General features: G+C 71.1%; 20 protein-coding genes and 4 pseudogenes. 8 read left to right on the top strand and 16 right to left on the bottom strand.

Annotated elements, in window-relative coordinates; all coding sequences use genetic code 11:
* Positions 1-44: 44 nt before the first annotated feature.
* Positions 45-1,004: an ATP-binding protein gene (locus ACZ7EG_RS17795; protein WP_471079034.1), complete on the top strand. Its 960-nt coding sequence runs from the start codon at positions 45-47 to the stop codon at positions 1,002-1,004.
* Here the strand turns inward: ACZ7EG_RS17795 and ACZ7EG_RS17790 are convergent.
* Entirely contained in the window at positions 974-1,840 is an 867-nt protein-coding gene (locus ACZ7EG_RS17790) for an alpha/beta fold hydrolase (protein ID WP_471079031.1), read from the bottom strand. The genes ACZ7EG_RS17795 and ACZ7EG_RS17790 overlap by 31 nt on opposite strands.
* Before the next feature lie 69 nt (positions 1,841-1,909).
* Positions 1,910-2,455: a hypothetical protein gene (locus tag ACZ7EG_RS17785; protein WP_471079028.1), complete on the bottom strand. Its 546-nt coding sequence runs from the start codon at positions 2,453-2,455 to the stop codon at positions 1,910-1,912.
* Positions 2,456-2,625: 170 nt separating this feature from the next.
* Between ACZ7EG_RS17785 and ACZ7EG_RS17780 the strand changes: the two genes are divergently transcribed.
* From ACZ7EG_RS17780 to ACZ7EG_RS17770, 3 genes are all read left to right on the top strand, one after another.
* A complete protein-coding gene (locus ACZ7EG_RS17780) occupies positions 2,626-3,249 on the top strand; it encodes an HD domain-containing protein (protein ID WP_471079025.1) in 624 nt (207 codons plus the stop codon).
* A gap of 117 nt (positions 3,250-3,366) precedes the next feature.
* On the top strand, positions 3,367-3,702 hold the full coding sequence (locus ACZ7EG_RS17775; RefSeq protein WP_471079022.1) for a hypothetical protein: 336 nt from the start codon (positions 3,367-3,369) through the stop codon (positions 3,700-3,702).
* Complete coding sequence (locus ACZ7EG_RS17770) at positions 3,699-3,920, top strand: hypothetical protein (protein ID WP_471079020.1); 222 nt, start codon at positions 3,699-3,701, stop codon at positions 3,918-3,920. Before ACZ7EG_RS17775 ends, ACZ7EG_RS17770 begins: the two co-directional genes overlap by 4 nt.
* Before the next feature lie 111 nt (positions 3,921-4,031).
* Here ACZ7EG_RS17770 and ACZ7EG_RS17765 read toward each other — a convergent pair whose 3' ends face one another.
* The 6 genes and pseudogenes from ACZ7EG_RS17765 to fusA all read right to left on the bottom strand — a co-directional run bounded on the left by ACZ7EG_RS17765 (position 4,032) and on the right by fusA (position 8,458).
* Positions 4,032-4,163, bottom strand: a complete 132-nt coding sequence (locus tag ACZ7EG_RS17765) for a hypothetical protein (RefSeq protein ID WP_471079017.1) — start codon at positions 4,161-4,163, stop codon at positions 4,032-4,034.
* Between the two features lie 415 nt (positions 4,164-4,578).
* Positions 4,579-4,869: a hypothetical protein gene (locus ACZ7EG_RS17760; RefSeq protein ID WP_471080424.1), complete on the bottom strand. Its 291-nt coding sequence runs from the start codon at positions 4,867-4,869 to the stop codon at positions 4,579-4,581.
* A gap of 17 nt (positions 4,870-4,886) precedes the next feature.
* A pseudogene (locus ACZ7EG_RS17755) lies at positions 4,887-4,996 on the bottom strand (RNase A-like domain-containing protein); the annotation flags it as partial.
* Positions 4,997-5,055: 59 nt separating this feature from the next.
* A complete protein-coding gene (locus tag ACZ7EG_RS17750; protein WP_471079014.1) occupies positions 5,056-5,628 on the bottom strand; it encodes a hypothetical protein in 573 nt (190 codons plus the stop codon).
* Between the two features lie 27 nt (positions 5,629-5,655).
* Positions 5,656-5,853: a hypothetical protein gene (locus tag ACZ7EG_RS17745; RefSeq protein WP_471079011.1), complete on the bottom strand. Its 198-nt coding sequence runs from the start codon at positions 5,851-5,853 to the stop codon at positions 5,656-5,658.
* A 562-nt stretch (positions 5,854-6,415) separates the two neighbouring features.
* Positions 6,416-8,458, bottom strand: coding sequence for an elongation factor G (gene fusA / locus ACZ7EG_RS17740; RefSeq protein ID WP_471079008.1), 2,043 nt, complete (start codon positions 8,456-8,458; stop codon positions 6,416-6,418).
* A 520-nt stretch (positions 8,459-8,978) separates the two neighbouring features.
* On the opposite strand from fusA, the pseudogene ACZ7EG_RS17735 reads away from it, so the two are divergent.
* Positions 8,979-9,302: pseudogene (locus tag ACZ7EG_RS17735) on the top strand (DUF6083 domain-containing protein); the annotation flags it as partial.
* 111 nt (positions 9,303-9,413) lie between these two features.
* Here ACZ7EG_RS17735 and ACZ7EG_RS17730 read toward each other — a convergent pair.
* Complete coding sequence (locus tag ACZ7EG_RS17730) at positions 9,414-10,328, bottom strand: YceI family protein (protein ID WP_184852006.1); 915 nt, start codon at positions 10,326-10,328, stop codon at positions 9,414-9,416.
* A gap of 138 nt (positions 10,329-10,466) precedes the next feature.
* Entirely contained in the window at positions 10,467-11,309 is an 843-nt protein-coding gene (locus ACZ7EG_RS17725) for an NmrA family NAD(P)-binding protein (protein WP_471079005.1), read from the bottom strand.
* A gap of 59 nt (positions 11,310-11,368) precedes the next feature.
* Between ACZ7EG_RS17725 and ACZ7EG_RS17720 the strand changes: the two genes are divergently transcribed.
* Entirely contained in the window at positions 11,369-14,230 is a 2,862-nt protein-coding gene (locus ACZ7EG_RS17720) for a tetratricopeptide repeat protein (protein ID WP_471079002.1), read from the top strand.
* A 57-nt stretch (positions 14,231-14,287) separates the two neighbouring features.
* Here the strand turns inward: ACZ7EG_RS17720 and ACZ7EG_RS17715 are convergent.
* Positions 14,288-14,815 (bottom strand): annotated as a pseudogene (locus ACZ7EG_RS17715) (transposase); the annotation flags it as partial.
* Between the two features lie 68 nt (positions 14,816-14,883).
* The gene (locus ACZ7EG_RS17710) at positions 14,884-16,041 is read right to left on the bottom strand and encodes an FAD-dependent monooxygenase (protein ID WP_471078999.1); all 1,158 of its coding nucleotides are present in this window, start codon (positions 16,039-16,041) and stop codon (positions 14,884-14,886) included.
* Positions 16,042-16,867: 826 nt separating this feature from the next.
* Between ACZ7EG_RS17710 and ACZ7EG_RS17705 the strand changes: the two genes are divergently transcribed.
* Positions 16,868-17,776, top strand: a complete 909-nt coding sequence (locus ACZ7EG_RS17705; protein WP_471078996.1) for a hypothetical protein — start codon at positions 16,868-16,870, stop codon at positions 17,774-17,776.
* Positions 17,777-17,989: 213 nt separating this feature from the next.
* Positions 17,990-18,547: a TetR/AcrR family transcriptional regulator gene (locus ACZ7EG_RS17700; protein WP_471078993.1), complete on the top strand. Its 558-nt coding sequence runs from the start codon at positions 17,990-17,992 to the stop codon at positions 18,545-18,547.
* A 109-nt stretch (positions 18,548-18,656) separates the two neighbouring features.
* On the opposite strand, the pseudogene ACZ7EG_RS17695 reads toward ACZ7EG_RS17700, so the two are convergent.
* The 4 genes and pseudogenes from ACZ7EG_RS17695 to ACZ7EG_RS17680 form a co-directional block, all read right to left on the bottom strand.
* Positions 18,657-19,069 (bottom strand): annotated as a pseudogene (locus ACZ7EG_RS17695) (IS5 family transposase); the annotation flags it as partial.
* Between the two features lie 78 nt (positions 19,070-19,147).
* Positions 19,148-20,248 carry a maleylacetate reductase gene (locus ACZ7EG_RS17690; protein WP_471078990.1) on the bottom strand — a complete coding sequence of 367 codons (1,101 nt, stop codon included), beginning with the start codon at positions 20,246-20,248 and terminating at the stop codon, positions 19,148-19,150.
* The gene (locus ACZ7EG_RS17685) at positions 20,245-21,114 is read right to left on the bottom strand and encodes a dioxygenase family protein (RefSeq protein WP_471078987.1); all 870 of its coding nucleotides are present in this window, start codon (positions 21,112-21,114) and stop codon (positions 20,245-20,247) included. The genes ACZ7EG_RS17690 and ACZ7EG_RS17685 overlap by 4 nt, the downstream gene beginning before the upstream one ends.
* A gap of 81 nt (positions 21,115-21,195) precedes the next feature.
* Positions 21,196-22,944: an FAD-dependent oxidoreductase gene (locus ACZ7EG_RS17680; RefSeq protein WP_471078984.1), complete on the bottom strand. Its 1,749-nt coding sequence runs from the start codon at positions 22,942-22,944 to the stop codon at positions 21,196-21,198.
* Positions 22,945-22,987 lie beyond the last annotated feature (43 nt).

Genomic DNA, 22,987 nt, shown 5'->3' with positions numbered 1-22,987 from the left:
AAACCTAGCCACATGACATCCATTTTCAACAAGGTGGGGCTGTCGTGAGGATCGCGTTCGTCGGCAAGGGCGGCAGCGGCAAGACCACGCTGTCCGCGCTCTTCTCCCGGCACCTGGCACGCTGCGGCGCCCCGGTCCTCGCCGTCGACGGCGACATCAACCAGCACCTGGCCGAGGCGCTGGGCGGCGTGGAGAAGTCCACGCCTCCTCTGGGCGCGTATCTGCCCGACATCAAGAGGTACCTGCGGGGCACGAATGCGCGCATCACCTCACCCGAGGCGATGATCAAGACGACCCCGCCGGGCCGCGGCTCCCGCCTGCTGCGCCCGCTGGGCGACGACGAACTGCACACCCGGCACGTCGGCCGGGCGGGCGGTGTCCCGCTGATGGCCACGGGCGAGTTCGACGAATCGGACCTGGGCGTGGCCTGCTACCACTCCAAGCTCGGCGCGGTCGAGCTCTACCTCGGGCATCTGCTGGACGGCCCGGGCGAGTACGTCGTGGTCGACATGACGGCGGGCGCGGACGCCTTCGCCTCGGGTCTGTTCACCCGCTTCGACATCACGTTCCTGGTGGCGGAACCCACCCGCAAGGGCGTCTCCGTCTACCGCCAGTACCGCGACCACGCGGAAAAGTTCGGCATCCGCATCGCGGTCGTCGGCAACAAGGTCACCAGCGAGGACGACCTGTTGTTCCTCAAGGAACAGGTGGGTGACGACCTTCTGACCCACCTGGTGCAGTCCCCCTGGGTCCGCGCGGCCGAGCAGGGCCGCACGAAGCCCGGCCCGGACGCACTGGCGTCGCTGGAGCCGCACAACCGCCACGCCCTCAGGGTGCTGCGCGAGACGGTCGACTCCCACCCGCGCGACTGGGACCGGCTCCACCGTCACGCGGTCGAGTTCCACCTGCGCAACGCCCGGTCCTGGGCGGACGCCCGCACGGGCGAGGACCTGGCGGCGCAGGTGGACCCGGACTACGTCCCGGGCAGCGGAGCTGACGCCTGACCGAGGAAAGCCGCCAGGGCCGTCACGAAATCCCCCGCCCCGTCCCGCCACGGAAAGTGCCCCGCCCCGCTCTGCACGACCAGTTCCGCCCGCGGGAACAACCCGGTGTACTCCTTCATCACCCGCACGGGCGCGGCGATGTCGTACTCCCCGGCGAGGAGGAGCACCGGTGCGGGCAATCCGGCGAGAGCGGCACGCGTGGCGCCCGGGTCGAAGGCGCCCTCGGAGGCGTACAGGGCCGCGGCCTCGTCGTTGCGCTGGCGCCGCTCCGCCGCACGGAACGCGCGCGCCGCGTCGTCCCAGCGGCTGAACCAGAAGGGCGCCACCGCGTCCCAGTCGGTGGGAGCCGCCCGGCCGGACGTGACGGCCTCCAAGGAGGCGTACGCCGGGACGAACCACGGTTCGCCCCGGCGCAGACGGGCCGTCTCCAGCCGGTCCTCGGCGGTGACGTCCAGCCCGACGGCGAAGACACTGGGCGTGACGAGCGCCAGCCGCCCCACCCGATCCGGATGCCGGGCCGCGTACAGCACGGCCAGGTTCGCCCCCGCGGAGTGACCGAGCAGATCCACCCGCTCCAGACCCAGTTCCGCACGCAGCGCCTCGACATCACCGACCAGCCGATCACAGCGGTAGGACGCGGAATCGGCCGGCACCGCGGACCGGCCCGTGCCCCTGAGGTCCAGCCGGACCAGGGTGCGATGGGCCGTCAGCCCGCCCAGATCCCCCAGGTAGACGGAGTCCTGCAGGGGACCACCGGGGAGACAGAGCAGGGGCGGGCCGTCCCCGTCCAGGTGGTAGGCCAAGGTGGTGCCGTCGGGAGCGGAGAAGGTGGGCATGGGCGCGACCTTGTCAGCAGGTGACGTCCTGGGCAACGGGCTTTCCGCCGGCGTCGCCGTTGCCTTCCCCTACTCGATGCCCGTGGCATCGAGCAGCCGGACCAATTCCTTGCGCCTGTAGCCGAGCAGTCTTGCGCGGTCGGCGGCCATCAGCACCAAGTGCGCCACGGTCTTCGCCGCGTAGCCGTTCTTGTCGTCCGCGTCGAACCATTCCTGGGGCTTCTCGACACCCAGGCTGTTCATCACCAGGCCGTGCTCCCGGCGGACCTCCGCGACGGTACCGGCGACCGCGTCCATCAGCGTCTTCCCGGGCCGCTCGCACTCCAGGGCGAAGCACCCCCGGTCGACCGGCATGCACCCCTCCGGCGGACGCGCCCGCAGCCCCGCGTACCTCTCGTCCCCGAACCCCAAGGCCCGGAACTCGTCGTGCACCAAGGAGAACCGATGGAATCCGGGCGGAACCGGCGGCGGAGGAGGAGGCGTGTACTCCCACCCGGCGTCCTCGTACAACTGCCGCTTCACCTCCTCTTCTTCGGCATGCGTCACGGTGAAGCCGTTGGCCTCGTTGCGCCCGGTCGTCGTGCCGTCGGGGTTGCGGTGGAAGTGCAGGCCCATGGTGTGCTCCCGCTGCCGTGATGTCGATGGACGAGAAGCCCCCGTCACCAGCTCGAACGGCCCGCACGCCGGGCAGGTGCCCGCTCCCCGAGGCACCATCCGATCGCGTGAAAAGGACCGCTGCGGGAACTTCCCGGCTCAGCCGGACGAGCGGTTGCTACGCTCCCCCGATGAGGATTCCGGGCCCCGCAGAGATCCGGGCGCTGCACGAGAAATACGCGCCCACGACCGAGGCGTTCACCCTCGTCCACACGCACTGCGAGATCGTCTGGGGAATCGCCGAGCAGCTCCTGTCCGCGCCCCGCCTCTCGCACCTCGACGCCGATCTGGTCCGCGCCGGCTGTCTCCTCCACGACATCGGCGTGTACCGCCTCTACGGGGACGACGGACGCCTGGACCACCGGAACTACATCCGGCACGGTCTGCTCGGCCACGAGATCCTCGAAGAGGAGGGCTTCCCCGAAGCCCTCCGCCGCTTCTGCTCCCACCACACGGGGGTGGGACTCACACGGCACGACATCATCAGCCAGGCACTGCCCCTCCCTCCCGCCGACTACGTGGCGGTGACGGAGGAGGAAAGGCTGGTGATGTACGCGGACAAGTTCCACACCAAGTCCCGGCCGTCGGTGTTCCTCTCCCCCGACGAATACGCCGCCCACGTCGGCCGCTTCGGCGCGGACAAGGTGACGGCTTTCGAGGCATTGCGGGAGGAGTTCGGCGAACCGGATCTCAGCGGGTCCGTGCCGGGCTTCAGGACGGAGGAAGACGCGACGGCTGCCGCGGTTCGGGGGTAGCAGGCCGCATGCCGGAGGGCCGTGCGGCCGGTTCCGGTGCTCTCACGGCGGCCCGGCGAAGCCACCCGACACGACGAACGCCCCGTGCTCCACCGATGGTTGACCTACTGTGACGGCATGACCACAAAGCCTCTTCCCAACCTCACTCCGACCGGATCCTGTTGGTGCGGCTGCGCCAAGAAGGTCGGAACCGGATCCTTCTTCGCTCCCGGACACGACAAGGTGGCGGAGGCGGCACTGCTTGCGGTCGAGTACGGCTCCTCCGTCGCCCAGTTGCTGCACGGACACGGATACGGGCCCGGACACTCGGTGAGCGCGCGTGCCGTGTCCGAGGGGGTGTGGCGGAAGTGTCCGTCGTGCGACTACGTCGGCGCACCGGCGAGCATCGCCAACCACACGAGGAAGGCGCACGCCGTCACCGTCGGCGAACAGGGCCCAGGAGCGGAGCGTTGACCGAACCGGCCGGCAGCCAGCACGCCGACCTCGAGAAGGCCGTGCGGAGTCACGGCGGCCGGTGGGACACCGAGCGCGGGCTGCGCGCGCTGCGCGACGCGGGGCACGAACCGCAGGACAAGCACACCCGGCAGATCCTTCGGGACCTCGCGAGCGAGGGCCTGCTGGTGAAGGTGGAGGACCGGCCCGTCACATACCGCCTTGCGCAGCCCGATTAGGAGAAGGCGGGTTCCCCGTTCATCGGGCACCGACGGAAAAGCGGCTCCGACCAGGGGCATGCCCGCCTGCCGCGGGTGCCGATCCTGAGCTCGGCACCCGCCCGGTGCGGCCTACGTGAACACCCAGGGGCGCCCCACACGCGCCAGCTTGACGAACCGCTCCTTCTCCGCGACCCACGGGTACGGAAGGCGCAGGCGGCGCAGGTCGTCCACGGAGACGACCACAGCGAGCTGCTGCGCCAAGCTGAGCACCGCCTACGGAGAGGCCGACGGTGACGATCAGCCCTTCCTGGACGGCCCGTTCCAGCAGCTCCTCCTCGTCGTACTCGACGAGGTCCACGAGGTCCGTGCCGATCACGGCCACCCCAAGGTGCTGTGCGTAGCGACGTCGCATTTCGTGCAGAGCCGAGCCAAGAAGCCGCATGCTCGGGGGCCGGGGAGAGGCGGCGCTACGGCCTGCGGTCATGATTCCGCGGCCGTCGACCACCAGTGCCGGAGCCCCCTCGCCCGCCGGTTCCTCCCACGTCTCCGGCTCGGTCCTCGGTGCCCCCGCATCCGGCGGGGCGGACGAGGCCGGGCGTGGGGCGGGCTCGTCGATGCGCCGCAGCAACCGCTCCCGTTCTCTGTCTGCCCCTTGTGCGACGTCGAGGCGTACGGATCAGACGGCTTCCAGTTCACCCAGCACAGAAGCCCCGGAATCACGGAGTCGGAAAATGCCGCATTTATCCCAACCAGAAGAGAGGTGGCTGACGAGAGCAGTGAAAAGAAGCTGGCCTCTCTGCCGTCCGGATTCATTGATGCTTAGAAACAGGACCCAGCCATGACCAACGCCCTTGCGTGTCTGCTCGACATCGCCCCGGCGCAGAGCGAGCCCCGCCGGAAGGATTGGGACGAGGTCGAGCGCAGCCTTGAGGTTGAGCTCCCCGCCGACTACAAGGAGTTCATCCACGTCTACGGAGGCAGCACACGGGTGCCCTGGGCGAGCCAGCGGTGGATGATCTGCTCGTTGGCGGTCACCACCTGTGGGTGGCCCAGTAGGCGGTCGCCCGGTCGGGGTAGGAGGCGGAACGGGTCAGGGGGGCATCCTCTCAAAGCATCTGGTCAGGAGCTGCGCTTGCACGGATCAGCAGCCGGATCAGTAGTCGGAGAAGTTCCAGAACATGCCCACCTCGGTGTGGGAGACGACGATCAGGCCGCAGTCCTCCGAGTAGTCGTTGGTCAGCGCCAGCGGGCTGTAAGCCCAACTCGATGACGTGAAGTCGAGCGTGCCGCGGACATGGCCGGGCTTCTTGACGTTGGTGTGATAGGTGGCCTCGTCTCCGTACCGTGCGAGGATCGTGCGTGCCATCGCTCGCAGTTCCTCCTCGCTCTCCGTGAAGCGCTTCAGGTTGGACAGGGTGCAGCAGTCGTCCGTGAGGGCCAGCAGCAGGTTCTCGGCGCTGGCCCGGTCGATCTCATGGAGACGCGCCGCGATGTACTCCGGAGGGTGGACGGCGAACGGATACGTGGGGTACGTCTCGCGCTCCGGGGTCTGCGCCGTGTCGTCGAGACCGGTCCAGCCCCGGGGATCCGGTACGGCCCGGGCCATCAGCGCGAGGACGTCGAGGATCCAGTCCTCGTGGCGGCGCGGCCCCGTGGCGTCGTACGGGAACGCGTCCTCGAACAGGTGGCGTACCGCGGCTTCCCAGGCAATCTGGTCGACGGACATGTGGTGCTGGCCTTTCTCGGCGGGGCGTCAGGCCTTGGAGGGCATCGACATCATGACGGTGAACGGCGGGGTACGGCTGCTGTCGTACAGGATCCCTGTGTCGATGCCGGTGACGTCGTACGCCTTGGCGTTCATGCCGCCCTGCTTGTACCCGGCCAGCGGGTCGTTCGGGTCGACCGGCTGCTTGAAGTAGTAGTTCGGGCCGAGCCAGTCCAGCAACGACACGGGGTCGCCTCGGGGACGTCCACGGTGCCGTCGACGGTGGTGTCGTACCCGTAGCTCGTAGGGCGGGGCGGGCTGCCCCTTCCTTCAGGTCCGGAAAGGAGGGGCTCGCAGCCTCGGCTGTCGGCGCGGGGGCGTCGCGACAGGCGCAGGTGCGTGGCCGGCGGCCGGTGGCCAGTGGCGGCGGCCGGGGCCGATGGCAGCGGCCGGTGGCCGATGGCAGCGGCCGACGGCGACGGCCGGTGGCCGGTGGCAGCGGCCGATGGCCGATGGCAGCGGCCGATGGCGACGGCCGGTGGCCGGTGGCAGCGGCCGATGGCCGATGGCCAGTGGCCAGTGGCCAGTGGCCAGTGGCCAGTGGCCAGTGGCCAGTGGCCAGTGGCCAGTGGCCAGTGGCCAGTGGCCAGTGGCCAGTGGCCGGTGGCCAGTAACCGGCCGACGAAGGTAGCCGGCTCCTGGAAGCGGCGGCGGTGTAACCGGCGGCACGGCGGCGGCAACGACCGGCCCGAGAGACACCGGCCCCTCCCTGCCTTCGGACGAGGAAGGGAGGGGCCGGTGCCGTGCGCTATCGCGCCGTTGCCGCGACCGGCGCCGGCGCGTAGCCGGTGGGCCGTGCCGTGAAGGTGCCGCGGCCCTGGGTGCGGCTGCGCAACCGGGTCGCGTAGCCGAACAGTTCGGCCAGCGGCACGGTGGCGGTGACGACCGCAGCACCCGCGCGGGTGACCGAGCCGGTCACCTTCCCGCGCCGGGCGGCGAGATCGCCGAGCACGCCGCCGACCGCGTCCTCGGGCACGGTGACCGTGACCTCGACGACCGGCTCCAGCAGGACCATCGCGCAGGCGCGCAGGGCCTCCCGGAGACCTAGCCGGCCGGCCGTGCGGAACGCCGTGTCCGAGGAGTCCTTCACATGGGTCGCCCCGTCGGTCAGGGCGACCCGCAGCCCGGTCACCGGGTGCCCGCCGAGCGGGCCCTCGGTGAGGGCGTCCCGGCAGCCGGCCTCGACCGCCCGGACGAACTCCTGCGGCACCCGTCCGCCCACGACGGCCGAACGGAACTCGAAGCCTCCCTCCTCGTGCGGCTCCACGTCGAGGACGACATGGGCGAACTGCCCCGCCCCGCCGTCCTGTTTGACGTGCCGGTACAGCAGCCCGGACACACCCCGGCCGACGGTCTCGCGGTAACTGACCCGGGGGCGGCCGACGTTGACCTCCAGACCCAGCTCGCGGCGGAGCTTCTCCACCGCCACCTCCAGGTGCAGTTCACCCATGCCGGACAGCACCGTCTGCCCGGTCTCCGGGTCGGACCGCACGACCAGCGAGGGATCCTCCTCGGTCAGCCGCGCCAGCCCCGACGTGAGCCGGCCGGTGTCACCGGCCCGGCGGGACTCGACCGCGACGGACACCACCGGCTCGGGCACACCGGGTGGTTCCAGGGCGAGCGGCGCGTCCGCCGCGCACAGGGTCGAGCCCGCGCGGGCGGTCTTCAGTCCGACCACGGCGACGATGTCCCCGGCGACGGCTCGCTCCAGCGGGGCGTGCCGGTCGGCCTGGACGCGCAGGATCCGTCCGATCCGCTCGCTGCGCCCGGCGGTCGCGTCCCACAGGGTGTCTCCCTTCTCGATCGTGCCCGAGTAGATCCGCAGATAGGTCAGCCGTCCCGTCGGGGTGGCGTGCACCTTGAACGCGAGGGCGGCCGCGGGCGCCTCGGGGTCGGCGGGCCGTGCCTGCTCCTCGCCGTCGTGGGTGCCGCGGACCGGCGGCACGTCCAGCGGCGACGGCAGGTAGGCCACGACCGCGTCGAGCAGCGGCTCGACACCGCGGTTGCGGTACGCGGAGCCGCACAGCACGACCACGCCGTCACCGTCCCGGGTCACCTCGCGCAGCGCCGAGCAGAGGGTCCCCTCGGAGAGCGTGCCGGTGTCGCAGAACTCCTCCAGCGCGCCCGGGTGCAGTTCCGCCACGGCCTCCTCCAGCGACCGGCGGCGCTCATGGGCTGCGCCCCGCAGGTCGCCTGGCACCGGCACGTCCTCGGCGGTGCCGTCGTCGGCCCACAGCAGTGCGCGCATGCGCACCAGGTCGACGACGCCGGTGAAGGAGTCCTCCGCTCCGATCGGCAGCTGCACGACCAGGGGCGCCGGGTGCAGCCGCTCCCGGATCGATGCCACGGCCGCGTCGAGGTCGGCCCCGGCGCGGTCCATCTTGTTGACGAACGCGATCCTCGGCACGCCGTGCCGGTCGGCCTGCCGCCACACCGACTCGCTCTGCGGCTCCACCCCGGCCACCGCGTCGAACACGGCCACCGCACCGTCGAGCACCCGCAGCGCACGCTCCACCTCGTCGGCGAAGTCGACGTGCCCGGGGGTGTCGATGAGGTTGAGCCGGTGACCGTCCCAGGTGCAGCTCACCGCCGCGGCGAAGATGGTGATGCCCCGGTCGCGCTCCTGCGGGTCGAAGTCGGTGACGGTGGTGCCGTCGTGGACCTCGCCGCGCTTGTGCGTGGTTCCGGTGGCGAACAGGATCCGTTCGGTGACGGTGGTCTTGCCGGCGTCGACATGGGCGAGAATGCCGAGGTTGCGGACGACGGCGAGCGGGTTGACGTAGGTGCGCACGGCCCGGGGCCTTTCGGTGCGATCAGAAAAAGGGCAGCGCGATTCCCGGGCGAAAAGGGCCGATGGAACCCGAACTCGACGTTGCGTCAGGACTGTTCGGGTGTCAGGCGTTCGTCCCGGTCAGCCGGTGCCGCCGCGCAGCGGGCACCGGGGCGACGAAGACACGAGGATCACCTCGTGCTGCGGCAGGGAAACGACGGCAGCGGTGTGGTCACGCATGGCCGTCTCCCTTCGTTCGTCGCTATGGTGCCCGGCGCTCGGTAGTGGGCGGCGCCGGGTATGGGCGTGAGTGTAGGGAGACCGATGGGAACGGGGCCAGGGATTTTCGGCGCCCGGCGGTGAGCGGCGGGTGCGGGGCGGCCGGGGTTCGTTCCGCAGCGTCCCGGCCGGCGGGGATCCAGCGGTAGTTGCCGGTTGGAACTGCCGAGCCTCGCTGCGCCCCCCTCGTGTCCACACACCTCACGTGTCTCGTCCGGTTCGCGCTCTACTCGCCGGGCGGAGAACTGCGGACTCTGGCCGTATGGGGGCTGTGGAAGAGGGGCTGCGCCGATTACAGACCGGCCCGTATGCGTGTCCGCGCTGCCGGTTGCCGCAGGATCGCGTGCCGACGCTGGAGCAGGACTGGGTGCTGCTGGAGCCGGGGCTGGAGGTGCCGGCGCATCTCGTGCCCGCGGAGCACCGGTGGATCACTCTGTCGGACGGCCGGGTCACGGTGTACGGGGTGTGCCCGCCGGACGGATCACAGCGCTGCCGGATCGAGCACCGGCTGGCGTGCTCGAAGCAGCCGTTGCCGGATCTCCGGCCGTGGCTGACGGCCCTGCGGGAGGAGAACGCCCGGGCGGCGGAGCGGCGGAGCGACCCGGAACCGCCCCGGCCGCCGGAGGTATGGCCGGACGCCGGACAGGCACAGCCCGTCCGTACGGCCCGGGCCTCTCGGAAGGCCCGGGTCGGACCACTACTCCGGCGGGGTAGGCGTGTCGTGGGTGCGGTACATCGCCTGGACGTCGAGTTCCAGTTGGACGGTCGGGCCGACCACGGCGATGCCCCGGGCCAGCATCGAACGCCAGTTGAGGGTGTAGTCCTCGCGGTGCAGTTCCGCCGTCGCCAGGGCCGCGCAGCGCAACTCCTGGCCGTAGCCGCCGTTCACGGTGCCGAGGTACGTCGTGTCCAGGGCCACGGAGCGGCTGACGCCGTGCATCGTGAGGGAGCCCTGCAGCGTCCACTTGCTGCCGCCCCGGTAGGCGAAGCGCGCGCTCGTGAAGTCGATGTGCGGGAAGCGCTCCACGTCGAGGAAGTCGGCGGACCGCAGGTGGTTGTCGCGGGTGCTGTTGCCGGTGGTGATGCTGGAGGCGTCGATGCGGACGTGGACGCGGGAGTCGGTCATGTCCGGGGCTATGCGGATGCCGCCCTCGAAGCGTTCGAAGCGGCCGTGGACATGGGCCATGCCGACGTGTTTGGCGATGAACCGGATCGCCGTGTGCGGCGGGTCGAAGAGCCAGGTGCCGGGTGTCGGAAGCTGGAGCGCCTCGGCGGGCTGCAGCCAGACGCGTTCGGTGGCCGTCGGGGCGCCCGGGCCCGTCTCGACCGTCTCACGGTGCGGCCGCAGGCCCTGCGCCGAGATGAGCAGGCTGTACCGGCCGGGTGGCAGCGCCGCGAGGAAGTAGCCGTACGGGTCGGTCGTGCCGCGGGCGGCGACGCGGTGGGTGTCCAGGGCGGTGACGGTGACGTCCGCCGCAGCCAGCGGCGAGCCCATCGGGTCGACGACCTCGCGGGCGACGGCACCCGCGCCGGCGGGGAGGGGCAGGGCGAGGCCCGCCGCTGCGGCGGGGGTGCTCTTGAGCCACCGGCGCCGGAGCAGTGCGAGGGCCATGGTGGTCACCTTTCTTCGGGTGTGCGGCCGTGCGGTCAGCGATTCAGCGCACGCCGACGGCCGCACCTTGCTGCGGTCACACCCCCTTGTCGATCTTGACGGACCGGGCTCCGGTCCGGGTGTCTCAATACGAGACAGTCAGGACTGCCCCTTGAAGGCGTCCGCGTGTTCGGCGGCCCACTGGGCGAAGGTGCGCGCCGGGCGGCCGGTGACCTTCTCGACGGTGCCGGAGACCGTACGGCCCACCTCGGGTGTGTCCCCGTACGCCATGAGCAGGAAGCCGATGACGTCCTCCGCGAGACCCGCCGCCTGCCACTGCGCGACGGCCTGCTCCTCCGTCAGCTCGACCAGGGTGATCTCCCGGCCTGCGGCGTCGGCGATCGTCTGCACCTTGTCGCCGACGGTGAGCACCTCGGGCCCGGTGATCACGTACTCCTGGCTGCCGTGCCCCTCCTGCGTGAGCGCGACCGCGGCGACGGCGCCGATGTCGCCCTCGTGGACCATGGCGCTCAGCCGGTCGACGAACGGCTCCCGCACCTCGCCCGCTGCCACGATCCCGTCCGCCCACTCCAGGGCGTTGGCCATGAACTCGACCGGCATGAGCACGGTCCAGTCCACGCCGTCGTCGGCACGTACCGCATCCTCCAGCGCAGTGGGACCGCCGCCGTGCAGCACGGTGACGCGGCGGACTCCGGCGGAGCGGGCGAGCTCCAGGAGCCTGGGGCCGGTCTCCAGCGGGCTGAAGGCGGCGCCGCCGAAGGTGATCAGGTGGAGGCCGGTGACACCCTCCAGGGCCGGGGCCAGGCCGTCCGGCTCGGTGAGGTCGCCCTCGACGACCTCGACCCCCGCCGGGAGGCCGGCCTTCGCGGCATTCCGCGTGAGGGCACGCACCTCGTGGCCCCTGGCGAGCAGTTCGGCGGCAACCTGACGGCCGACGGTTCCGGTGGCGCCGGTGACAAGGATCTTCTGTGTCTGGGTCATGCCACGACCCTAGGAAAGCTTGCGGTCACCTTCTGTCCGCAAGGCTGAGAAGAATGGCTATGGCTTCCCATACTGATCCGCAGGGGGTGGGGGCATTGGCGGAACGACGGCTCACGCGGCAGGACTTGGTTCGCCGCCGCCGACGAAGCGGCTTCGTCGGAAGACGTGATGAGATCAGCACCTTCCGGACCAATCTCGGCCGGAACGCCGAGGCGGACGACTACCAGTTTCTCCACCATGTGCACGGCATCGCCGGTGTGGGCAAGACGTCTTTGCTCCGGCAGTGGGCCGCCATCGCCGACGAGCACGGCGCTGCCGCGGTGCACCTCGCCGATCCCGTTCACAGCGCTGTCGAGGCGATGGCGGCCGTCAGCGAGCGGCTGGGCCGCCACGAGCTGCCGATGAAGAGGTTCGACAAGCGGCTGGCGCACTACCGGCAGCGGCTGCATGAAGCCCAGCAGGCGCTGAGAGCGCAACCGCCCCAGGAGGAGAGCATCGGGGAACAGCCGCCCCCGCCCTCCCTGCCCCGGACCATCGCGGCGCAGGTGGGTCTCGCGGGCCTCGGGATGGTGCCCGTGGTGGGCGCGCTCGCCGGGGCGGTGGACGCGGCGCAAGTCGTCGAAGGGGCACATCGTCTGAGTTCCGCCGTCGGCGGCCGTCTGCGCTCCCCCGACGACGTGCGGCTGCTGCTGGACCCGGTCGGAGTGCTCACGCCGGTGTTCCTGGAGGACCTGGCGGAACTGGCGGAACGGCGGCCGTGGGTCGTCCTCTTCATCGACGTGTACGAACGCACCGGCCCCGCACTGGACGCCTGGCTGCGCGACATCGCCTTCACCGATGTCCACGGTGCGCTGGCGGCGAACGTGCAGATCGTGCTGGCCGGGCAGGGGCGCCTCGACTCACGGTTCTGGGGCGACTGGCTGGACCTGGTCAACGACGTCAGCCTGGACGTCTTCACTGAACAGGAGGCGCGGGCGCTCCTCGCCCTGCAGGGCATCACCGTCGAGCAGGTGGTGGAAGTGATCCTGCACCTGTCGGGCCGGCTGCCCGTTCTCGTCCACACGCTCGCGCAGGCGCGGCCTTCCGACGCGGGGGCGGTGGTGGACCCGTCCGGTACCGCCGTCGAGCGCTTCCTCAAGTGGGAGACCGACCCGGCTCGACGCACTGCTGCCCTGGCCTGCGCCCTTCCCCTTCGCTTCAACGAGGATGTCTACCGTTGCGTCGTCCCGCCGGAGGCCGTCGACCAGTACCCGTGGGTGCGCGGGCTCGCGTTCGTGACCGACCGGGCCGGCCAGTGCCGGTACCACGACGTCGTACGTACACCGATGCTGCGTCTGCAGCGGACTCAGTCACCCACGCGCTGGCAGCAGGACCACACGTCTCTTGCCGAGCTCTACCGGTCGTGGCGGCTGCGGTGCGAGGAGAGCCTGCCCGAAGAGGAACGCTGGCCGGATCCCCTGTGGCGTGACTACCGCTGCAACGAGACGTATCACCGGCTGTGCGCCGATCCTCGGCAAGCGCTTCCCGAGGCGCTGGCGGAGATCGCCGAGGTATGTGAGCACGACGGGGGCGTGGTGCGTCGCTGGGCTCAGCTGCTGGCACAGGCTGCGGCGGACACGGCGGACGACACCCTGACCACGTGGGGGGACAGGCTGACTTCCGCTCCGGGCCAGGAAGCGTCGGCCGTCGTGGGCACACTGGACGTTCTTCTGGGACATCCGGGGCTGCCCGCCTCCGGCCAGGTGCGCGCCAGACTCGTTCGTGGCCGGGCCCATCGCCGCGCTGAGCGCCATGCCCAGGCACACGCGGACTTCGCCGCGGCTCTCGCGCTGGCACCGGACCATGCGGTGGCCCACGTCGAGCGCGCCCTCACATACCTGCTGGCCGGTCGGCCGGAGCAGGCACGAGCGGACTACACACGCGCCATCGAGCTGGACCCCGAACTCGACTGGGCCTATCTCGGGCGTGCTCAGGCGCTGCGGATGCAGGGGCACGTCGCGGCAGCGCTGTCCGATCTGGACCGCGCTCTGGCGATCGACCCCGCGTACGCGGCGGCCCACGCCGAACGCTCGCTGATCCTGTGGGAGACCCAGCATCGGGACGCGGCCCTGCGGGGGATGGCGCGAGCGGCACAGTACGCTCCGCCGAACTCCTGGTACCGGCTGGCGTGGCTTCGGTTTCTCGGCCGGCTGGGCCGCCACACGGAGGTCGTGAAACACACCGGCGGACTGCTGGCCGAGCCATACCTTCCCTCCCCGCACCGGAGCGAACTCCTCGCCTACCAGGGCTGGGCACTGCACTGCCTGGGACGGGACGACGAGGCTCTGCCCCGGCTGGCGAAGGCGACAGAGCTCACCGCGGCGCCGCCGGTCGCCTTCGCCAGATACGGATGGGTGCTGTGGGAGGCCGGCCGGCTGGAGGAGGCCGAGCAGACTTTCGATCGCGCCTTGTCCATGGCGCCGGACCACACATGGTGCCTCGGGGGGCGAGGCATCTCCCGTCTCTACGACGGTCGCACGGACGAGGCGATCGATGATCTCGTACGGTCGTTCGCCCTGCAGTTGGACATCCCCGCCGCGACCGCCGAGGCACAGCTGGCAAGACCCCTCGTCGCACTCCTGCGCGAGCACATGGACACCGATCGTGCCGCCCTGGGCGCCGCGATCCGCCTTTCGGCCATCGTCTGCGCGCAACAGGAGTGGCCGGGACTGGCCCGTTCCGTCGCATCGGTGCTTCTGCTGCGCCCCAGCCCACGACTCCTGGCGGGCGGCGTCAGGCTCATCCGGCAGGTCGACGAGACGGTGGGCGGCACGTCGGAAGACCGCCATGCCTGGGTCATGAGACTTGTCAGGTCCGTCCTGCGCCTCATCGCCCGGCATTCCCCGGGCGGGAACGCAGCCGACCCCACGGCAGGGCCGTAAAGCGGCTCCTGACTGACTGATCATTTCAGCATGAGGCTCGCAGGCGGCGCAGACAGATATGAGGCTGCAGGCCACTTCGAGGAGACCCTGGTGAAGATCTGCGCGCCGCTCGTAGCGGATGCGGAGTCGCTCGAATTGGTGCGACCAGGTGAACGCGCACTCGACCACCCGGCGGACCTTGCCCAGTCCAGAACCGTGGGCGACGCCGCGTCGGGCGATCACGGGTTTGATGCCGCGCTTCCACAACAGGCGGCGATACTTGTCGAAGCCGCAGTCCCGGTCCGCGTACTGGCGCCGGGGCTTGCGGCGGGGCCGTCCTCGCAGGCCCCGGATCGGTGGGACCGAGTCCAGCAGCGGCACCCCGGAGCAGCCGACGGTCTCCGTCGGGACGTGGCGCCATGCGACACCAGTCCACGGCACGTACAAGACGCCGGCGAGGGCCACCCGGTCGGGAACACGCAGTCGCCCCGGACAGCGGTAGCTGCGCTCGGAAGCACGGGGCTTCAGCGGAGCCAGCCGCTCCCACAGGTCGTCCGCAGCAAGATCAGCACACGCCCGCGCACCCTGCCCGCCGTGACCGCCCACGGCAAGATGCGCAGCTCGACTTCGTCTCGCAAGGCGTCTGGTGGTGAGTTGGCGGGGTGCGAATCGGATCAGCCCAGTTGTGGTGGGACCCAGGCGTGGTGCCGAAGGATCATGTGCGTTGCGGCTCGGGAGGGTGTCAGCCGCATCGCCGTGTTCCGCAGGGCGACGGCCAGTGGGTGGGAGAGCTGCTGGCCCATCCGCCCGGCCTGCCGGGCGGCCCGCGCGATGGCCTGGCTGCGCGGTCGGCGCTCGGCGTCGTAGCGAGCGAGCGCGGCCTTCACGGTGGGCTCGGTGGCCAGCGCGGCGGCCAGGGTGACCGCGTCCTCCAGCGCCTGGCAGGCACCCTGTCCGAGGTTGGGGGTCATCGCGTGTGCCGCGTCGCCGAGCAGCGCGGTCCGGCCGACCGTGTACGAGGGGAGTGGTGTGCGGAGTTCGCTGACGTCGTGGTGCAGCACGGCGGCGGGCCGGGTCGCGTCGAGCAGGGCGGGGATCGGGTCGTGCCAGGTATGGAATCGTCTGCGAAGTTCGTCCAGTGGGTCGGCGAACCGCGTCCCGGCGGGGAGGTTGAGGACGGCGTGCCACTCGGCCCGCCCGTCGCGGAAGCCGATGTGCCCGAACTCGGCGCCGTGCCCCCAGGTCAGCTCGAAGTCGGTGCGCAGGTCGACCGCCTGCTCGGTGATGGCGCGCAACACCGTCGAGCCGCTGTAGACCGGACCGGGGTGGGCTGGGAAGAGATGGCTGCGCACTTTGCTGCCGATGCCGTCGGCAGCCACTACCAGATCGGCCTCCAGGACCGTCTCGCCGCAGCCGACTCGAACCGTCCCGGGGCCGGACTGCTCGACCGAGTCCGCCCCGGAGCCGATCAGCAGTGCCTCGGCGGGCAGCGAGTCGCGAAGCAGTCGGTGCAAGGTGGAGCGGGGGATGCCCATGATCGGTGCGCCCACCGCCTCCTCCAGCGCCGAGCCGTCCATCCGGGCCAGCCAACCGCCCTGTGGTGTGCGAGTGCCGCCGTTGTACTGGCCTCGCGAGGCATCCCGTACCGCGTCGCCGACGCCGAGTTCATCCAGTGCCCGCAGGCCGTTCGCGGCCAGCGAGATGCCCGCCCCCGCGTCCTCGAGCAGGGAGGCACGCTCGACGACCGTTACTTCCCATCCGATGCGGCGCAGTCCGATCGCGGCGGCCAGCCCGCCGATGCCCCCTCCGACCACCACTGCCGTGTTGCCCATGCCGAAGCCCTCACCCTTCTACACCTGTAGAAGGGTGACTCTATCTGTAGAGACCTCCCGCGGCCGTACGGCCAGGTCGAGCGCGTCCGAGAGCCGTGAGGCGCGTAGACGCGCCTGGGCCCGCCGCCAGGTCACCATCCGGCAACCCGCTGCTGGGCGCCGCGGGGCAGCAGGCCGCCAAGGAGTGGCGCCCCTGGTCGCGGCAGGAAATCCGGGTGTACAAGTCCACCGACTTCAAGGTGGCGGACGGGACCGGGGTCTTCGCCTCGGACGACTTCACCACTCTGGTGAACGTCCCGGCCCGGGCGAGGTGCCGGCAAACGTGGCCACCGCCTGTCAGCTGACCTGTGCGTGCACGAAGAAGGGCGCGTTCACGTACGACAAGCCCATCGAGGGGGCTGAAGGCCGACGTCCCGTGGGCGATTTCGGGCAGTTACGTCTACGGTCGTCGTCGGCTGCAAGCACCTGCCCACGCTCGCCGCGGGACGCTGGGCGGCCTTCCCGGACGATGAGAACAGCGGCGCCGCGCTGGTGGCGTCCGTCGTCCTCGCCGGTATCGAGGGCGCCGTACTGACCCCCCTGCTTTACCATCGAGGCCCACGCCGACCGCTGCCGGCGGACGGCCTGGTCGCCGCTCGCCCAGACCGTCCGGGCCGTGCCTGCGGTGGGGGTGTTCCTCCGCTTCGGCCCCTGCTGCCGGGGCGGGAGGCGACCCTGACGGAGATGGCTTTCGCCGGGGGTGGTTTCCTGCTCGTCCCAGCCGTGTACATCGGCACGTCGATGCGCACGCTGCGGGGAGATCGCTTCACATGTCATGGGGGGGTCTGTGCGTTCGGCGCTGATATGGCTCGTACGGCTGTGCTCGCTCGCGGCGTGGGTCGCCGCCGCCGTCGCCTGCATGTGGCTGCTGGGGGCCACCGCCATGGCCCGGCCCTGGCAGGAACCCTTCGTGTGGGGTGCCGTCGCCGTGGGGTGTGCGGTGATGCGGGTGGTGGCGCTGTGGGTGCTGCGCGGCGAGCCCAAGGCCGACGGTTTCACGGACGAGTTCTGGGTCAAGCTTCGCACCGGTGCCCTCTGGGTCATCGTCGCGTTCTCCTCCGCCGTGTTCGCCGCCGCCCTCCTGACTTCGTCCAACGCGGGCAACAAGCTCGACGCCCTGCGCGATGCCGGCGCCGAGGTGAGCGCCGCGACGGTCGTGGAACGGCAGTCGACACGGCAGGAACTGAGCGAAGGCGTCGTGAAGGGGTACGTGTCCCGGCTCGTGGTCTCCGTGCCCGGCGGTGCCGAACGGCTCACTGTGCGCGGCGCGTACACGTACGAGAAGCCCGGCAAAGGCACCGAGGTCGACGTCCTGTGGGCCCGGTCCGACCCTGGTCTCGGCGGTTACGCCAACGAGAGCAAGGACCTGCCCACGCTCGCCGAGAACCGCTGGAAGGCCTTCCAGGACGACGAGTTGGGCTTGGGCTCGTTGATCGCCTTCATCGTCGTTGCGCTCATCGGCACCATCCTGACCCCTGTGTTCACCCTCGTGCCCGACGCCGACGACCTTCAGGAGGTGGCCTGGTCGGCGCCGTTCCAGACACTGCGCACCGCGCTGACCGTGCTGGTGTTCTGGGGCTGGAGTCCGTTGATGCTGGGGATCCAGCCGAGCCTGCCGCAGATGCTCATCGCCGTCGGCAGCTCCTGCCTCGTCCTGCTGGGGTACGTCCTCACGTCGCTCCGCAGCTTCGGCTGACGCACGACGGCCCGCGGACTCCTCCGATTGGGGCCGGTTCACGCCTTCTTCAGTCGCCGGCGCGAGCACGGGCTGATCGCCGAGTTCCAGGACCGGCTGTGGTCGTCATGGTCACCGCCGCGAACAATCGGCGACCGCGACGCCGTGGCGGGCCTGCTGAGGCGGCTGCGCCGCCCTACGGCTTCTGAGGCTCTACAGGTGTAGAAAGGAGTCATGGTTTCGGATCGGCGCACCCTCCTCGCGGACGCGGCTCTCGACGTACTTGCCGACGAAGGGGTCCGCGGCCTGACCCACCGTGCCGTCGACCGCAGAGCGGCCATGCCGCCCGGCACCACGTCGGCCTACTTCCGCACCCGAGCCGCGCTGCTCACCGGACTGGTCACACGTCTGGTCCAACTCGACCAGGCGGAACTGCAAACAATGGCAGAAGAGCTTCCACCGCTGCGCACCGTCGAGGAACTGGTGGACGGCATGGTGCTGCTCGCCCGACAGCGACTCACCGGCGAGGGCCGCCGGCGCTCGCTCGCTCGCTACGCCTGCGCCGTCGAGAGCGTGCGTGACCGTGAACTGCGCGAGATCCTCGTACCCCGCGAGAACGCCGGCCGCGAGGCTGTCCGGCTGTTCCTCGCCGAGCACGGCGTGACGGACGTCGACCATCGCACTCACATCCTGCTGACCTGTATCGACGGACTGGTCTTCGACCGGCTGGTGAGCGGCGGCGAAGTGCCACGCGAGGCCCTCGAAGGTCTGGTCGCCGCCGCCCTGCGTTAGGACCCGGGCATCGACGGTCCCGATCGCACCGGCCTGCACCTCATCTGCCTCCGCCGCCCACGCGCTGATCTTGCAACAATCAGTAAGAGGTCCTGACGAGGGCGTTGGACGCGGCGGTGGGTGAGCCATCGACAAGGACGTGGTGTCTGCTGCCCGACCGTGCGCGGTCGACCGGGCCGGGACCGCTCAGGGGCCCCTGCGGGCCGCCCGCACGTGGGAGGAGTCGATCACCGCCCGCGACCAGTCCGGCTGCCTGGCCGACCGCAGCTTCTTCAGCAACACCGAGTGCAGCCGGTCCCACACGCCGGCCTCGTTCCAGGCGGCCAGGCGTCGCGAGCACGTCATACCCGAACCGAAGTCCAGCTCCTGGGGCAGGTACTCCCACTCGATGCCGGTGTACAGCACGTACAGGATCCCGCACAGGGCCTGCCGGTCGGGCACTCGCGGCCGGCCCGCCACCAGCTTCGGCTCCGCCTCGGGCAGTAACGGCTCGATGAGCGACCACAGTTCGTCCGACACGATCCACGGCCGCGACTGACGTTGCCCGACGACCCGGCCAACGAGCAGACAAGCCGACGGCCACGTGATCAACAACCTCTGTCAGGACCTCCAAGGGGTGCTCCCCTCAGCGTGCTCCGGCGGGCCTCCGTCGTACGCCGCGAGCAGTACCCCACGAACCCCCTCCACGGTCACCTCGCGCGGATTGGCGTACGGCTCGCCCGCCACTCGGTCCGCCGCCCGGGCCACGTCCGCTTCAGTGAGGCCCAGTTCGGCGAGGGAGCGCGGGGCGCCGAGGCGGCCGGCCAGGTCCCACAGGGTGCGGGGCACGTCGTCGGTGCCGAGGGCGCGGCGCAGTACGGTCAACGCCTGCGGGGCCGCTGGGGCGTTGTGGGCGAGGGCGTGGGGCAGGACGACGGTGTGCGTCTCGGCGTGGGGCAGGCCGTAGGTGCCGCCGAGGACGTGGCACAGCTTGTGGTGCAGCCCCATGGTGGTCGTGCCGAGGCACGCGCCGCACAGCCACGCCGCGTACAGTGCCCGGCCACGGGCGTCGAGGTTCATCGGGTCGGCGGCCAGCCGGGGCAGCGCCTCGGCCATCGCCCGGACGCCCTCCTCCGCCATGACCGAGACCAGCGGGGAGACGTCCGGGGCGTACAGCGCCTCGACGGCGTGCGCGAGCGCGTTGATCCCGCTGGTGACGGTCAGGGGTACGGGCAGGGAGAGGGTGAGGCGGGGGTCGTAGACGACGCTGCGGGGCTGGACGACCGGGTCGCGGCCGGTGCGTTTGGCGCCGTGCTCGGTCAGGCCCCACACCGGGGTCATCTCGGAGCCCGAGTACGTCGACGGCACGGCGATGAGCGGCAGTCCGGTGCGCAGGGCGATCGCCTTGCCGAGCCCGATGGCGGAGCCGCCGCCGACCGCGACGCAGCCGTCCGCACCGGCCGCGCGCACTGCCGCGACGGCCCGGTCGGCGTCCTCGACGGGCACGTGCATCCGAGCCTCGGCGTGCAGCCCGGCGCAGCTGTCGCCGAGCGCGTCCGCGACCGTCCGCGCCACCCGCTCGCCCCGGCTGCCGCACACCACGAGCAGCCGCCTCAGGCCCAGGCGTGCCGCCTCGTCCGGGGTCGCGGTGACGGCCGCGCCGGGCCGGAAGACCACCCGTACGGGCCGGGTCTCGTACGTGAACTGCTCCTGGAACGTCATGCGGTCCGCTCCAGGACGAGGTCGAAACGGGCGTGCCGGAAGGGGTTCGGCACGCCGAACTCCCGGGCCAGCGAAGGATCGTCCGTCTCCGCGAAGTCCTGGACCAGGCTCTGCTTCACGGCGAACACCGCGTCGGAGTCGAGGTAGTCGCCCCCGGCCACGAAGATGTGCGTGGTGACGGGCGTGTGGCCCTCGGCCTCGGCGATGAAGTGGATGTGCGCGGGGCGGTAGGGGTGCCGCCCGGTCGCGCCCAGCAGCACGCCCACGGGGCCGTCGGTCGGGATCGGATACGCCGCCGGGACGCAGGTGCGGAACCAGAACCGGCCCTCGGCGTCGGCGGTGAACAGCCCGCGTCCGTTGCCCGCGGGCTGGACGCCGGGCTGCTGGACGTCGTAGTAGCCCTTGTCGTCGGCCTGCCAGACGTCGACGACGGCGCCGGGCAGCGGCGTGCCGTCGGCGGACCGCACCCGGCCGCTGACCACGCACGTCTCGCCACCGCCGACCAGGTCGATGTCGTCGCCGAGCGCGCGGACCGGCGACTCGGTCAGGTGGAAGGGTCCCAGCACGGTCGACTCGGTCGCCCCCGCCGTGCGGTCGCCGTGCAGAGTCTCCACCAGCATGGACAGGCCCAGGACGTCCGACAGCAGGATGAACTCCTGCCGGGTGTCGGTGCAGGCCTTGCCGGTCGCCGTCAGGAAGGCGATCGCCCGCTCCCACTCGTCCTGGGTGAGACGGGTCTCGCGTGCGAAGTCGTGCAGGTGGCGGACGAGACCGGTGAGCAGTTCACCCAGCCTCGGGTCCGCGGTCCCGCGCAGGCTGGCGAGGGCCTGCTCGGTGACGCCGGCCCCGGTCGCGTCGGTGGTCATCCCGGCTCCTCGTCGTCGACGTCCGCTTCGTCCGGCTCTTCCGTTGCTTCCAGCTCTTCCGCAGCTTCCATGATGGCGCGCTCAGGCATGCCCGAGGATGTGCCGCAGCGCGTCCGCGAGCAGTTTCCCGGTGTCCGGACCGCAGCAGGCGTGCCGGAAGGCGACGAACCCGTCCGGGCGGACCAGGAGGGCGCCCGCGTCCGGTATCTCACGCAGCCGCGCCCAGTCGCCGTACGGGTCCTCGTACTGCCGCCCTGGGCCGATCACCACCGTGGCGATCTCCACCTTCTGCTCCTCGGCCGCCCGCACCCAGGCCTCTCCCCCGATGCCGGTCAGCAGGGTGAAGCGGCCCCGGCCGATCGTGTCGAGGGTGGAGAGCGTGCGGGTGCCGGAGGTGATCCAGGCGTGCGGGAGCCGGGCGCCGGGCCGGGAGGACGGCTGGTGGTACAGCTCCTGGTCGCGGGCGAAGCCGGGGTCGGGCGTGCCGTCCGGGACGATCGCGGTAGAGCTGTCGGCGGAGTAGCGCTGGTTGAGGTCGACACCGTGCGCGTTGAACTCGTAGGTCTTGAAGGCGATCGCCTCGCGCAGCTTCGCCCGCTGCTTCTCGGCGGCCTCGGTGGTGTCCTTGCGTGCGGCGATGTTGGCCCACAGCTGCTCGGGGGTCTGCGGGGCGAGACCGTCGAGGGCCTCGAAGACCGGGGCGGTCTCGCGGATGGACCGGTTGGCGCGGGTGACGATCTGCCGGCCGACCGGGGCGCGCTCGGCGGTGTAGCTGTCGAGCAGCCTCGGGTGGGCGGTTCCGTCGAGGACCAGCTTGAGCTTCCAGGCGAGGTTGTAGGCGTCCTGGATCGAGGTGTTGGAGCCGAGGCCGTTGGACGGCGGATGCCGGTGCACGGCGTCGCCGGCGCAGAAGACCCGGCCGTTGGCGTACGTCTCGGCGTACATTTCGTTGACGGTCCACGCCGAGGACGATCTGACGGTCACGGGGATGTCGTCGTCGCCGACGAGCTGCCGGACGACCGACTCGGCGTACTCGGTGGTCAGGTCGGGCGCGCCGGCGTTCACGTCGTAGCCCCAGACGATCAGCCACTCGTTCCACGGGCGCACGCAGCGCACCAGACCCGCGCCGATGCCGCCGACCGTAGCGCCCGGGGCGAGGACCCAGTAGAGGGTGGACGGGCGGTGGGCGGTGTACTTGCTCAGGTCCGCCTCGAAGACGATGTTGACGCTGCCGGCCACCCCCATCTGACCGCCCATCGGCAGCCCGGCGTCCGCGGCGACCTTCGACCGTCCGCCGTCGGCGCCGATGAGGTACTTGGCGCGGATCTCGTACGTGTCCCCGCGCAGCCGGTCGCGGACGGTGGCCGTGACGCCGTCGGCGTCCTGGGTGTGGGAGAGGTACTCGTTCTGGAAGCGGAGCCGGGTGCCGCGGGCGACGGCAGCGTTCACGAGGACCGGTTCCATGAGGTGCTGCGGCATGTCGCACATGCGGGTGGGACTGGCGAGTTCGTGCTCGGCCTGCACGAGCGGGTCGTTGCCCCAGGAGCGCACCCGGCCCAGTTCCTCGCCCGCCAGGCTGGTGCAGAACGTCGTGTTGCCCATCAGGTGCTGCGGAGTGGCCTGCGCGACGACCTCCTCCTCCACGCCGAGGTCGCGCAGCACCTCCATGGTGCGCTGGTTGGTGATGTGCGCGCGGGGGGTGTCGGCGAGGCTCGCGTGGCGGGTCACCACGATGTTGGGGACGCCGTAGGTGCTCAGGGCCAGCGCGGCCGAGGCACCGGCCGGGCCGCTGCCCACGATCAGGACGTCGGTCTCGACGACGGTGGCCATGCGGCGCTCCTGCGGAAAAGGGGGTTCGGGCGGCGGATGCGGA

The organism is Streptomyces sp. NPDC037100 (assembly GCF_055606225.1).
The sequence above is the reverse complement of the archived record's forward strand: the minus strand, read 5'-3'. Positions and strand labels throughout refer to the sequence as shown.